Consider the following 13,249-nt stretch of genomic DNA (forward strand, 5'->3'; position numbering starts at 1 on the left):
AAATGATGCTTGTTGTAACTATACCGGCATATAATGAGCAGGCAACGGTAGGACAGGTTATATCAGATGTTCCAAAGGCAATTGCCGGGATTGATGAGATAAAAGTTGTCGTAATCGATGACGGCAGCACGGATGCAACGGCACAAGTCGCTTCGCAGGCGGGTGCGTATGTGCATAGTCAGGGGCACAATAAAGGGCTGGGTGCAGCTTTTTCGCAGGGGATTCGGACGGCATTGTCGTTCGGCGCGGATATTATTGTGAACATCGATGCCGACGGGCAATTCGATCCTAATGATATATCCAAGCTCGTCGAACCGATTTTGCAAAATAAAGCCGAGATGGTTACAGCCAGCAGATTCGCTGACGCTTCGCTTGAGCCTGAAATGCCGTGGATAAAAAAATGGGGCAACAGGCGGGTCGCGAATATTGTAAACAATCTGTGCGGCCTGAATATGAAAGATGTTTCGTGCGGATTTCGAGCGTACAAACGTGATGCCGCATTGCGTGTAACACTGCTGGGCGGACATACATATACGCACGAAGTGATTCTTGATATGGCGTTTAGAGGTTTGCGGATTGTCGAGGTGCCTGTGAAGGTGCAAGGCGTTCGCAAATTCGGCCAAAGCAAAGTCGCATCTAATGTTTTCAGCTACGGCTGGCGAAGTTTGTGCATTATGCTGCGGGCGTTCAGAGATTATAAACCGATGATGGTTTTCGGCGGCATAAGCGCGGTTTTTCTGATTCTGGCGATTCTCTGCGGCGGATTTGTTATGATACATTTTTTGCGAACCGGCGCGTTTTTTCCTTATGTGTTTGTTGCGTTCGCGGCTGCGGGGTTTGCTTTTATTGCTTTGATTTGCTATATCACAGCGCTTCTTGCGGGGATGCTGAACAGACTTCGGATTTTGCAGGATGAACAGCTTTTCCTGCTGCGAAAGAATGAGTACGAGAAAAAATAACTATCAGGACATTAATAAAAAATGCGAGCCATAGTCGATATCAGCCATCCTTCGCAGGTTCATTTTTTCAAGAATCTCATTCTGCGATTCAGAAAAAATGGGGATAAGGTTCTTGTAACTGCACGCGGAAAAGATGTTACACTCGATTTGCTGAAAAATCTAAATATCAAGTATATCTGCCTTAGTCATCAGGCCGGCGGTATGCTTTCGATGCTGCGTGAATTAATTCTGCGTTATGTTCTGATGTGGATTATTGTCCGGCGTTTCAAGCCTGATATTCTGATTGCGGAAACCGGCGTTACAATCGGACTGATTGGGATGCTGATGAGGATTCCGCGGATTGTCGAGGAAGATACAGAACACGCAAAATTGCAGCGAATGCTTGGGCTGCCTTTCGTTTCGATAATTATGACGGGGCTGGGGTATCTTGGCAATCACGGAAAGCGTGAGCGAAAATTTAAAGGCGTTTGGGTGCAATCGTATTTGAATCCTGAATATTTTTCGCCTGACGCTTCGATTCTAACTGATGCGGGGATTGAAATTGACAAACCCTTTATTGTGATGCGGATGGTTTCATGGTCGGCGGCTCATGATAAAGGTCTGCATGGATACAGCGAATCGCAATATCTTGACATTGTTGAAAAGTTGTCGAAGTACGGCAGAGTTATAATCAGCTCGGAAGGACAGTTGCCGCTTTCAATGGCGAAATATAAAATCCCTGTCTCGCCGGAGAAGGTTCATCATTTGCTTGCGTTCGCAAAGTTGTATATCGGCGAAGGCGCGACAATGGCTGCAGAAGCGGCTGTGCTGGGAACGCCTGCGATATTCACTAATCCGCTGCCGCTTGGTTATTTGCAGGCAATGGAGCAGAAATATCAATTGATGTATAATTGCGAGGATTTCGATGCGGGGGTTGTAATCGCGGAAAAACTGCTGAATACTGATAATCTTAAACAGCTTTGGCAGCCAAGGCGCAAAAAACTATTAGATGAAAGCGAAGACATAAACGAATTTATGTTCCGTATAGCTGAAGAAGTTACCAGGAGTTAATACAATTTTTCAATCTGCTCTATACATCGCCCCCATAAATCAGAATCGCCTGATTTAATGGTTTTGAATACCGCGGAATTAGTAGAGTATTTATGAGTGAGTATCGGTTCATTTCCGTGGCAATACAACTCAAAATATTTCGCCAAAATATCAAGCGGATTGTCTGCGGTGAAATTTTTTGATGATACTATTTTCGGGACAAACAGCGGCGTTTTGATATTGTTATTTTTTGCTTTAACGGCTCTGCGCCAGCCGGTGTCTCTGCTGCATACGCCGACGACTCTTTCGAGAAATGACCAGATTCTTCTTGCCAACGTGGAATTTTCATACAACTGTCTGTTGATTAAAATTCCACACCGCAGCAGGTTTCTTCTTAAAAAATCCCAATATAAAATAATTTTGCTCACATCATAAGCAGACCATTCCGGCGCGAAACTGCGGTACGCGGCGGTTTCGAGAAAACAAAAGACCGGATTTGGGAAATTGTGATACATTCCCAACTGCCAGGGCGGGAATGAAACGCCGGCGGCGAAAATATGGTTCTGATTCAGTAAATTTATTAAAAATTTATCCCATTCCTTTTTGAATACGTGGACATCGGGGTCAATTATCAGGGCATACGGTGTGTGAATATTCTGCATTAAGACGTTCAGGCCTGAAGAATGGGCTGCGGAGCCTTTTAAATTGCCGGGATTGTTTTTCTCGATGGTAATATTTTGAAATAACGATTTGAGCTTTTCAATGTCCGCGTCTTTGCCGTTTGTATTGTCAATTATTAGAAATCGAATTTTTTCGGGACTTGCGGCCTTTTCCAGTAAGTTTTTGAATAACTTCTCCAGATAGTCAGATGAATACCAATTTACAGTTCCAACCGTGATTAGGCCATCAGAGCCGTTCATTGGTGATTTCCTTTAGCTTCTCTTTTGAGAATAAACCTTTGCCTCCGATGAGAATAGCGATGATGATTACTAACGTCGTGCCTAACACTCGCATAACGGTTGAGATTAAGATGCCTTCGGCCATTCCTGTTCCCATTTCGCTGCTCAAAAACCCGAACGCGATTTCCTGTATGCCAATATTGCCGGGGATGATGATGAATGCCGATGAGATTTTCAGCAGCGCATAGAAAAGCATCAACGCGGGGATATGCAGTTTGAAGTTAAAACTTATAAAGATTAAATAATAAACGAATAAAGTTTGGATTGTAACAAGCAGTCCCCAGGCAATGATTTTCGCAAGATATTTTAAATCTTTTACGTTATTTAAAGTTGCAGATATTACCTGCGACAATTTAGATTTTGTCCAGACGAGCGTCTGCATTTTGACAGGAATCGCTTTTAGGATAAAATATGCTGCGAGAGGCATGATAATAATAAGGGCGGTAATCACACCCACGACCTGATAAGCTTTGAATCCGATTAATTGGAAATCCGGTTTGGTGAACAGAATAATCACGAACGCCAGAATCAAATCGAGAGTCAAATCCATCCATGTAAACGAAATGCCTGCGCTTATGTAATCAGTGTAAGATATTCCGAATTTTCTTTTGAGTTCTACGCCTCTGTAAATATTGCCGGATGGAGCGAAGAATGTATTATAAAATCTCGCCAGCAGAACTACGCTGAACCATTGCCAGAAGGGAGGATTAATGCCGCTGCACTTATGCGTTATTATTTTAAAGCGATAGCAATAAGTCAGCAGGGTGGTGAAAGAAAAAAATACGATGCCCAAAAAAGAAAATTTGTCGATTTTGAACGAAATTTGCAGCGAATCCCAATTGCTGTAAAAATACTTCGCTATAAATCCTGCACAAAGCAGAAATATGGCTGTTTTTATGATTTTTTTAATTTTGTTCAAATTATACCCTTCAGGGTAGTAAATTCCCGCGATTGAAAGAGTAAGATTCTCAAAGCACTTCCCCGCGGATTTGCGGAGAAATTCAATTGCGATTAGTATAACAGTATCAAAAATCGGTTTCCATAAAGTATAATCGGATTTGTTTGACAAACAACTGAAATTGTTTGCTTTTAATAAAAAGTACCTATTATAATTACTTTTTGTGCAAAGACTTACCGATTTTAAAGTTTATTTAGACATTTTCATCGAAAAATAACTTGAATTGTTCTTTTTGTTCGATAGAATGGTTGAAAGGTTGCAGATGCAGTTTGGGAGTTAGGAATGAGAAAATCAGTAGTCTTCGGACGGTACGGTCTGGAGCAAATCTTCTTAATTTCCCATTGAATTTCGACAAAACAATGTTTTCTATGTTGAAAAATTGGTAATTAAACAAATTTTTTTGGGAGACGAGAAAATGAAAACGGGAAATTTAACAGTCTTAATTTTGGCAGTTGTATTATTTATTTCTTATCCTCTTGGGGCCGCAATCAGCGATAATTTCGATAATGGCGTTCTCGATTCTGCTTGGAATGTTGGATTTGCAAATGCATCAGGTTGGACTTATAATGAAACAGGTGGTAAATTAAATGTTACTGCTGTTGATTTAATCAATGTCAATTATGATGGAGATGCATATATTAAACAGGCATTTTCGGCACCAGATGATTTTGAAGTTAAATGCGGAATCGCATGGACTTCAAATGCAGGGCTTTCAACAAGTCAAGCAATATCTGTCAGGCTTTATAGTGGTGCTACCATTGTAACGCAGGGAGGATATCTCGATTGGAGATCAAATGCTAACGGCCAAAGGCATGCAAGAATAATGGAACCATCGTATGTATATGATTCAGGAGTAAATACAGTTGCTTCTTCCGGCAGTTCTCAAATAACTTTGAAAAGAACTGATGATGTAATTAGTGTTCTTTGGAATGATCAAGTGATGCTGACAGCCAGCAACGATTTAGCTATCGATACGCTTTTGATATGCTTTTCAAGAGTAGATGAAGGTATTCCTCAATATTTCGGGGATTTATCAATAGATTATGTTACAGCTGTTCCTGAACCTGCAACAATGCTTTTTTTAGGTGTAGGCATAGCTTTAGCAAGAAGAATGAAAAAATAAAAATTTATTTATATAGATATTCTGGTGGTCTTTACAATGGGATATACAATTTTTCGCAGAATAAAGCACAAGTCGAATATAAGTGCTAAAAAAGCAGAAAATATTCCATAGTTTTTTTTTACGATATTGAATTTTTCAAAATTAATCGTACTGCTTATTCCGTGAGGTAAAGCGCCGGCTAAAAAGTTTTCGGCTTTTGTGAATTTATAATGCATTTTAAATAAACGCTGATTGAAATCAAAATCAGCGTTTATTTTATAATTAATATTAAATGGCGGTTTAGTGTGGATGGATTTGTTGATTAATAAAGCCTGATGGTGTAAAGTATTGCGAAAACGAAGCCTACTGTCCGCAACAGATGTAAAAACTTTGTTTTCACTTAATATAACATTTCCATAAATGATTTCCTCTTTTTTATATACGGTCATGTCTGAAGGGAGTGATTTTATTGTATCACCAGAACCTAAAAATAAAATAAAAGCATGTTCGTTTGCAATATCCCAGCCCTTATTCATGGCATCGTAAATACCTCTATCGGGTTCACTCCTCCAATAATCAATTGCATGTTCATATTTTTTTAATACTTGAACGCTTTCGTCTTTTGAACCTCCATCGATTACAATATATTCGATATTATCATATTCAAGCCGGAGGACGCTTAAAATTGTTTGCTCTAAATGTCTGCCATCGTTGAAATTTGCGGTTATGATGGTTATTAAAGGTGCTGTATTATTTGAGGATTTGCAAAAACCGGCTTTGCGTAACCCGCCGTCTAATTTAGCAGCATTTTTTGGCAGGGAGCTATTGCATTTTATTAATGTTTTGGTTGTAGAGTATTTAACGTTGCTATAATCCATTTTATTTCAAATTAAACTATTGACGTACAAAGATACTATTGCACTGTAAAATTCTTCCGGTTTTGGGATGGTATAATATGTCTTCACAGCCTTTGAAGGTAAAACCTTTAGAAGTTAAAAGCTCGTACATACCATTGAATAAGATTTGTCCCTTATAAAGAGGTTCAAAACTGGTTTCTACAATTAAAATTTTGGCGAGACTGATAGTTTTTTCGCCACCTAAAATTACCTTGTCCTCGAATCCCTGTACATCCATTTTGATAAGAATGTTTTTATTGAGTTCCAGTGTCTCGGCCACGGAATCAAGCGTGCGAATTTCAATATATTCCTGTTTTACATTTTTTGTAAAAGGAAAAGCATCTACGTGCAATTGTTCCATAGGTAACAACGATGAGCTGTCACTGAATTCGTTATGATATATTAGTTGTCTGCCTTGTTCGCTGCCTAATGCGTAATTAAAACACAGGAACTTGGTGTTGTTTTTTGTTTTGCTGCAAAGTTTTTTGTAACAATCCTGAAGAGGTTCGAATGGATATATTTTTGCGTGGGGTAGAATTTTATGCATTCGAAATGCAAATTGTCCGACATTAGCTCCGATGTCCAGAATCGTTTTAATGTTCTCATCGACAAGCCAACCATATGACTGTGGCGCTTTTATGATTTCCAATCCAAATCTATTTAAGACGCATCTTATCAAATGTTTAGGGTTTAGTATTTCTTTCAACATTTATTTTTTTTCAGTTAGATTAAAAATAATATACGGATACATTCCAGCTTTTAGGAATTTTCCGGATTTTGTTCTTTCGCCGTTAACGCCGTCGATAACTTCATACGGATAATCCTGCGAAAGCCTTGTTATTAAAGGTTTTAATTCGCCTACGGCGGGGCACAGATAATATGGATACCGACCCGTAACGGCATATTGCCTGACTTCTTCATAAGATTGAGCGGGCGTAATTTCCCTGTCGAGATACCAGGCGATTTCCGGCCTGATGAAGCCGCCTTTCGATTCGTTCTGATTTACAATAAAATCCTCAAAACTTAAAAGCGCTTTGTCCGGCGGAATTTGCATATTAAGTTTTTTGAAAAGTTCAATTTTTTGCGGCGCCTGCCAGCGGATATCATAATAATATTTTGTTCCGAAAAAGCAGGAAACCAATAATACGCCGAGCAGAATTGCCTGAACTGTAAGAGCGGCATATTTATTCGCAAGCAGCCGCAGAAACCAGCCGACGCTCAAAATCGCAAGGGCAATAGTGATGGCAAGAAACGGTGTCAAAGGCGTTTCCCACGTCTGATGCTGCCAGAGACAGCCTTTAAGAATGAAAAGCTGGAAGAATGGAATCAGGAAGAACAAGCCTAAACATGGATATTTTAATTCTTTTTTGCCTGCTGAATTCTCTTTCAGCGATAAGATAAAAAGCGGACCAAATATGAAATAAACAATCGCGATGATAAGGCCTGGGATGGTGAAGTTCGTCGAAGCGTGCTCCCACATCTTTGCGAACCACTTGCCCCAATCGAATCCCTGCTGCATTACTCCTTCCATTTCGCCTTTAGCGGCGCGCCATTTATAAAGCGCGGAAATTTTGCTAATGTCCCAGTTGTAACCAGCGGCCATAACGGTGAAATTCAGGCATACGCTTAATAGCGGCGCGGCGGCGAGTATTATCACTAAAGGCCAATACGGCATCTTCTTTTTAAACATACAGCCGAGTACGTAATGGACGCCGATGCCCATCGCGAAGAAAAATCCAACCCAACTGAACTGCACGCCGAGGAAAAGCGTTATCGCCAAAATTACATAATGTATTTTTCGTATCTTTCGCGGCGTATGGCCTGATACTATCAAATACATCCACATCGAAAGATACCCCATCAGCACAGGCCAGCCGCCCATACTGAAATAGCCGGTGAGCGGAAACGCCACATAAATAAATCCGGATAACAATGCGAGCGCACTGTTTGAAATATCCTTTATCATTAAAATGAAAACCAGCAGGGCAGGCAATGCTATAATTATATCCTCAACTTTCAAGCCCCATTCGTTTATGCCAAGAATTTTCATGAAACCTGCCGCGACCAATACGTTCAATTGAGGATGATCCCAATAACGGTCTGGATTTTTGGTCGGCGGCATACCAACAGCCCATGTCGAACAAAATTTAGTGTATGCCAAACCATATTTTACGTGCGAACGTGCCGCCCATGCGCCGCTGGCCTGCGCCCAACTGTGCATTCCATACAAAGGCCTGGTAATATCGTGCAGGACAATCGCTGAAAATAATGCGAGAATTAAAACTGTGAAAAACCAGAACTTTTTTTTGTTTTCCGGTTTTATTGTTTCCTGTTTAATATTTTTTTGAGGAATATCTTTTTTGCCCATTTAAAGTATCCAAATCCGAACCAAAAATTTCAACCCCCGTTTTTCACGAGGGGTACTGGATACCCGCCTTTGCGGATATGACATTTTACTATACGAAACAAACTGGCCATAATTTACCCCAGAAAACATCTTTTTTCCATAAATTTTAAAATTTTCTAATTTTCACTTGAAAAGTTAGGCATAACTAACTATATTAGACGTACCTAATAATATGGGGTATGATAATGACTATAACTAAACAATTAAGTTCGTCGCTGGAAGATTATATCGAGGCGATTTATAACTTGAGCCGGGAAGGCAAAGTCGCCAGAAGCAGGGATATTGCCGATATTCTCGACGTTACAAGAGCATCGGTAACAGGCGCACTTAAGTTGTTAAATGACAAGGGTTTAGTTGATTATCGGCCTTACGGTTTTATTCATCTTACGGAAAAAGGCGTTCAAGAGGCCAAATCCGTTGTCAGCAGGCATAATATTATCGAATCGTTTTTTGTTAATGTTCTTGGTGTTGACAAGCAGACTGCTGAACAGGCGGCCTGCAAGGCTGAACATGCTCTTGGACAGGTGGTTATTTCCAGACTGCTGGATTTCACCGAGTTTTCAACTAATTACAGCAAAAAAGGAACGGATATTATCGCTGATTTTCAGAATTATTGCCGTTCGAAAGAAGCATAATTTCTATGGTTATACAGGAAAAAATTTTATTGAAAGACACGGTTGATGATTCGAAAGTCAAGCTTATAAAAATAGACGCAGGTCAGGCTCTTAAAGCAAGGCTTGCGGCGATGGGACTTTTGCCGGGCGTAGAATTCGGGATAATCAACAATGGTCATCCGGGACCTTTAGTTATTAATTTAAAAGGTACACGGATTGTTCTTGGAAGAGGTATGGCGGGGAAAATTTTTGTAAGGCCGGTGGAAAATTTAAAGCTATGATTAATGGGAAAGAAAAAATAACTGTCGCACTTGCGGGCAATCCGAACTGCGGCAAAACAACTATATTCAATTCGCTGACGGGTATGCGTCAGCACGTGGGCAATTATCCCGGCGTAACAGTCGAGAAAAAGCAGGGCGTTTGTCGTTATAAAGATTATGAACTTGAAATTACAGATTTGCCGGGGACTTACAGTCTGACGGCCTATTCGACAGAGGAAGTTGTTACGCGAAATTTCATAATCGAGGAAAAGCCCGATGTTGTGGTTAGCGTGGTTGATGCCTCGAATCTCGAACGCAATCTTTATCTGGCAGTGCAGTTGATGGAGCTTGATGTTCCGCTGGTACTGGCGTTTAATATGAGCGATTTGGCGAAGCACAAAGGGCTTGTTTTCGATATTGAAAAATTGTCCGTGCTGCTGAATGTTAAAATCGTTCAGACTGTAGGCAATAAAAATCAGGGCATTAACGAGCTTCTCGACACTGTTATAAAGGCCGCGAATGAGCCTGCGAAAAATCTTGCGGGGCTGATTAAATACGGCAAAGAAATTGAAAACGAGATTGAAAAACTACAGCAGAAGTTCAGCGAACTGCAAAACAACAGATGGCTTGTTATAAAATTGCTCGAACAGGACGCGGCGGTTTTGAAAGATATTCAGAACGAAGAAATTATTGTCTCTGTTCTCGAAAGCACTTTGCGTTTGAAGGATATTTTCGGCGAGGAGCCTGAAATTATTATCGCAGACCGGCGGTACGGTTTTATCTCCGGCGCTTGTCAGGAAGCGGTGAAAATTACCGCGGAAACCCGACATAATCACAGCGATATGATTGATTCGGTAATTATAAATAAATTTCTGGGGCTGCCGATATTTCTGGCGATGATGTATATTGTTTTTGATTTGACTTTCCGCATCGGCGAATATCCAATGCACTGGCTGGAGTTTTTTTTCAGTTGGCTCGGCGATACTGTTACGCATTTTTGGCCGGCCGGCAGCGAGAGTATGATTAAATCGCTTTTGGTGGACGGGATTATCGGCGGCGTCGGCGGCGTTGTGGTGTTTTTGCCGAATATTCTGTTGTTGTTCGCGGCAATCGCGATTCTCGAAGATTCCGGATATATGGCGCGAGCAGCGTTTGTTACTGACCGGTTTATGCATAAAATCGGTCTGCACGGCAAGAGTTTTATTCCGATGCTTATCGGCTTCGGCTGTTCGGTGCCGGCGATTATGGCCTGTCGTATTCTTGAGAACAAACGCAATAAAATTACCACGATTATGATTATGCCGCTGATGAGCTGCGGAGCGAGACTGACGATTTATGCTCTTCTTATCCCTGCGTTTTTTGCCGAAAGATGGCGTGGGCCTGTAATGTGGCTGATTTATTTTATCGGTATTGCGCTGGCGGTTATAGCGGCTAAAATTCTGCGGATTACATTATTAAAAGGCGAGACGGTTCCGTATGTGATGGAGCTTCCGCCTTATCGAATGCCGACATCCAAATCTATTTTAATACACATGTGGGAACGCGGCGTGCTGTATCTGCAAAAAGCGGGCACGACTATTCTTGTGATTTCGATAATCCTTTGGGCGGCTTCGAAGTTTCCGCGAATCGACAAACAGCAGATTGCGAATATGGACCAATCGCAGGCACAGACCGCCACGCTCAAGCACAGCATAATCGGCAGGACAGGAGCGATAATGGAGCCGGTTCTCAAGCCGCTCGGATTCGATTATAAAATTGCCACCGCACTGATAGGCGCTCTTGCGGCCAAGGAAGTTTTTGTCTCGCAGATGAGCATTGTTTACGCGATGAGCGAGCACGACGATGTGGCCGTTCTGCAGCAGAGGCTGCGAAATGATTATACGCCTTTGCAGGGATTTTGCGTGATGCTGTTTTGTCTTATCAGTGCTCCGTGTATCGCGACGACTATCGTTACCCGCACGGAAACCGGTGCGTGGAAGTGGGCGATTCTGCAATTTGCAGGTTTGACGGCGATGGCGTATATTATAACACTGATTGTTTATCAGGGCGGGAGATTTCTCGGATTCTAAACATATTTGGAATAATAATAAACATACGCCCGATGCGACGATATTGGCAGTCAGGGTGCAGTTATCGCTTTAATTACGCTGCGTAAACGAGCAGTGCGGCGATAAGCAAATATCCAATCGCAAAACACCGGATGGTTAAAAAACTTCTGTGTGCAAACCAGTTCGCCATCATTCTGGATTTCTGCGGCATAGCGACAATAAAGACCGCACCGCCGATAGCGAGGATTCCAAATACAATTATCAGCCAGGGCAGTGTTGATTTGTCGGTTGCTCCGAACAGAAAAATTATTCCCAAAGCCGCTTTGATAACAGCCGCGATGTATATTTTCATGCCTTGTGAGAGCAGGCCGACATAATATTTTACGAAGTCCGGCCGGGTGATTATTATAATCGCGTCAATGACAAGCAAAATCGCTATAAATTTCAGCCAATTCATAAAACTCCCTTTCAGTTTAGATTGTGCTTTCGGATAAAACTTCAAGCAGAGAAGAATCAATCTCAAGACACGTCGCTTTGCCGAGCATATCGACCTGCAGAATAAGCTTTGTTTTGTTCTGGTCGTTCGACACTATACCCTCTGTTCCCATAAGCGGGCCTGCTATGACTTTGCAACGCTGGCCGGCCTTTATGTAATCATAAGGCGCCAGTTCGGCGCCGCTTTGAATAGCCTTTTCAATCGGAAGCAAATCGCTGATTAAATGCTGCTGGTCTTTTACTTCGATAAGACCTGCGACGCGGTTTGTTTTCAGGACTTCAAGTCTTTGCGGTTCATCGCCGCAGAAAAATACATAACCGCTGAATAAAGGCAGCATCGAGCGGAAAATTCTTCGACTTTTTTTGTAAACTTTTTCAGTCATCGGCAGAAAATAACTTATATTTTTTCTCTGCATCTGCCATGCAAGCGCCTTTTCATTTCTGCTTTTGGTATGTGCAACCCACCATGTCCCCTGAAAGTCTTGAATGCTTTTATCAGGGGGCCAAATTACCGGCGGATTTTCTTCAGGCTTTAACATAACAATATTGTATGTTAAAGAGCACGAATTGTCAAAAGTCAAATTGTTGTCTGCAAATACTCGGTATTCTCTGCGAAAGTGATTTTGCCTTCAAATTCGGCGGGCAGCAAAATAGTTTCGCCTTTTGAAAAGTCAACAAACTCTGTATTGGCGGAAGTGATTTTGCCCTTACCTGCGATTATCATAAGCACTTTCATTCCACGGGGAACACTGTTTGATAAATTTGCTCTTGCGGTGATTTTATCGACTTTGAAATATTCGCAATCGACAAGTCTGCCCGATGATTTTACGGAAAGCTCATCCGCATTTTGTCCGAAGTGAATGCTTTCGAGTGCCTGCTCGATGTGCAGTTGTCGCGGTTTGCCGTTTTGCAGTCTGTTCCAATCGAAAACTCTGTATGTTGTGTCAGATGGCGTTTGAATCTCGGCAACAAGCAGACCTGCACCAATCGCGTGGACGGTTCCGGCAGGCAGGAAATGACACTCGCCGGGGGTTACGGGAATTTTGTTAAGAAGCTCGGCGCACGAGCCATCTTTTATTGATTTTTCAAATTGCTGTCTTGTTGTACCTTTTTTCAGGCCTTTGTAAATGCACGCGTCTTTTTCAGCATTGATAATATACCAACATTCTGTTTTCAGACTGCCGGAGCCGAGTTTTTTTACCGCTTCGTTGTCAGGATGAACCTGAACGCTTAAAAAATCAGCAGCATCGATAAACTTAATCAGCAGACCAAACGGCGGTGTGTATGGTCTGCCGAGGATTTGCTGCGGATATTTTTGCAGAACTTCGGAAATTGTCAGGCCGGCAAATTCGCCATTGGAAATATGCGATTTATCATTCGGCAAATCAACAAGCTCCCAGCTTTCTCCGATTTTTTTATCTTGTGGAAAATCTTTTTCGAGTATATTCACCAGTTTATGGCCGCCCCAGATGAGTTCTTTATAAATTGGTTCGAATTTCAATGGATACAGATTCATTTTCTT

At 41.7% G+C, this 13,249-nt stretch carries 14 protein-coding genes; 6 read left to right on the plus strand and 8 right to left on the minus strand.

Going from position 1 to position 13,249, the window contains the following annotated elements:
* The first annotated feature begins 2 nt into the window (after positions 1–2).
* Together LLF92_09030 and LLF92_09035 are read left to right on the plus strand one after the other, a co-directional pair.
* A complete protein-coding gene (locus LLF92_09030; protein MCE5341253.1) occupies positions 3–959 on the plus strand; it encodes a glycosyltransferase family 2 protein in 957 nt (318 codons plus the stop codon).
* Positions 960–980: 21 nt separating this feature from the next.
* Positions 981–2,009, plus strand: coding sequence for a DUF354 domain-containing protein (locus LLF92_09035; protein ID MCE5341254.1), 1,029 nt, complete (start codon positions 981–983; stop codon positions 2,007–2,009).
* On the opposite strand, the gene LLF92_09040 is transcribed toward LLF92_09035, so the two are convergent.
* Both LLF92_09040 and LLF92_09045 read right to left on the minus strand, forming a co-directional pair.
* Entirely contained in the window at positions 2,006–2,908 is a 903-nt protein-coding gene (locus LLF92_09040; protein MCE5341255.1) for a hypothetical protein, read from the minus strand. The genes LLF92_09035 and LLF92_09040 overlap by 4 nt on opposite strands.
* Positions 2,895–4,016: a flippase-like domain-containing protein gene (locus LLF92_09045; protein MCE5341256.1), complete on the minus strand. Its 1,122-nt coding sequence runs from the start codon at positions 4,014–4,016 to the stop codon at positions 2,895–2,897. The genes LLF92_09040 and LLF92_09045 overlap by 14 nt, the downstream gene beginning before the upstream one ends.
* Positions 4,017–4,320: 304 nt before the next feature.
* Here LLF92_09045 and LLF92_09050 point away from each other — a divergent pair, with 304 nt between their 5' ends.
* The gene (locus LLF92_09050; GenBank protein MCE5341257.1) at positions 4,321–5,028 is read left to right on the plus strand and encodes a PEP-CTERM sorting domain-containing protein; all 708 of its coding nucleotides are present in this window, start codon (positions 4,321–4,323) and stop codon (positions 5,026–5,028) included.
* A gap of 8 nt (positions 5,029–5,036) precedes the next feature.
* Here the strand turns inward: LLF92_09050 and LLF92_09055 are convergent, their stop codons facing one another.
* The 3 genes from LLF92_09055 to LLF92_09065 are packed head-to-tail and all read right to left on the minus strand — an operon-like array spanning position 5,037 to position 8,271.
* Complete coding sequence (locus LLF92_09055; GenBank protein ID MCE5341258.1) at positions 5,037–5,885, minus strand: glycosyltransferase; 849 nt, start codon at positions 5,883–5,885, stop codon at positions 5,037–5,039.
* 16 nt (positions 5,886–5,901) lie between these two features.
* On the minus strand, positions 5,902–6,612 hold the full coding sequence (locus LLF92_09060; protein ID MCE5341259.1) for an FkbM family methyltransferase: 711 nt from the start codon (positions 6,610–6,612) through the stop codon (positions 5,902–5,904).
* Positions 6,613–8,271, minus strand: coding sequence for a hypothetical protein (locus tag LLF92_09065; protein ID MCE5341260.1), 1,659 nt, complete (start codon positions 8,269–8,271; stop codon positions 6,613–6,615).
* Positions 8,272–8,495: 224 nt separating this feature from the next.
* On the opposite strand from LLF92_09065, the gene LLF92_09070 reads away from it, so the two are divergent.
* The 3 genes from LLF92_09070 to feoB are packed head-to-tail and all read left to right on the plus strand — an operon-like array spanning position 8,496 to position 11,253.
* Positions 8,496–8,945 carry a metal-dependent transcriptional regulator gene (locus tag LLF92_09070; GenBank protein MCE5341261.1) on the plus strand — a complete coding sequence of 150 codons (450 nt, stop codon included), beginning with the start codon at positions 8,496–8,498 and terminating at the stop codon, positions 8,943–8,945.
* A gap of 5 nt (positions 8,946–8,950) precedes the next feature.
* Positions 8,951–9,205 (plus strand): FeoA domain-containing protein, encoded by a 255-nt coding sequence (locus tag LLF92_09075; protein ID MCE5341262.1) that lies wholly within the window; start codon positions 8,951–8,953, stop codon positions 9,203–9,205.
* On the plus strand, positions 9,202–11,253 hold the full coding sequence (gene feoB, locus LLF92_09080) for a ferrous iron transport protein B (GenBank protein MCE5341263.1): 2,052 nt from the start codon (positions 9,202–9,204) through the stop codon (positions 11,251–11,253). The genes LLF92_09075 and feoB overlap by 4 nt, the downstream gene beginning before the upstream one ends.
* 73 nt (positions 11,254–11,326) lie before the next feature.
* Here the strand turns inward: feoB and LLF92_09085 are convergent, their stop codons facing one another.
* The 3 genes from LLF92_09085 to LLF92_09095 are packed head-to-tail and all read right to left on the minus strand — an operon-like array spanning position 11,327 to position 13,243.
* Positions 11,327–11,689 (minus strand): hypothetical protein, encoded by a 363-nt coding sequence (locus LLF92_09085; protein ID MCE5341264.1) that lies wholly within the window; start codon positions 11,687–11,689, stop codon positions 11,327–11,329.
* Positions 11,690–11,705: 16 nt separating this feature from the next.
* Complete coding sequence (locus tag LLF92_09090; protein MCE5341265.1) at positions 11,706–12,266, minus strand: hypothetical protein; 561 nt, start codon at positions 12,264–12,266, stop codon at positions 11,706–11,708.
* A gap of 38 nt (positions 12,267–12,304) precedes the next feature.
* Positions 12,305–13,243 (minus strand): class I mannose-6-phosphate isomerase, encoded by a 939-nt coding sequence (locus tag LLF92_09095; protein MCE5341266.1) that lies wholly within the window; start codon positions 13,241–13,243, stop codon positions 12,305–12,307.
* Positions 13,244–13,249: the final 6 nt, after the last annotated feature.

This window comes from Planctomycetaceae bacterium (assembly GCA_021371795.1).
Taxonomy (GTDB): Bacteria; Planctomycetota; Phycisphaerae; order Sedimentisphaerales; family UBA12454; genus UBA12454.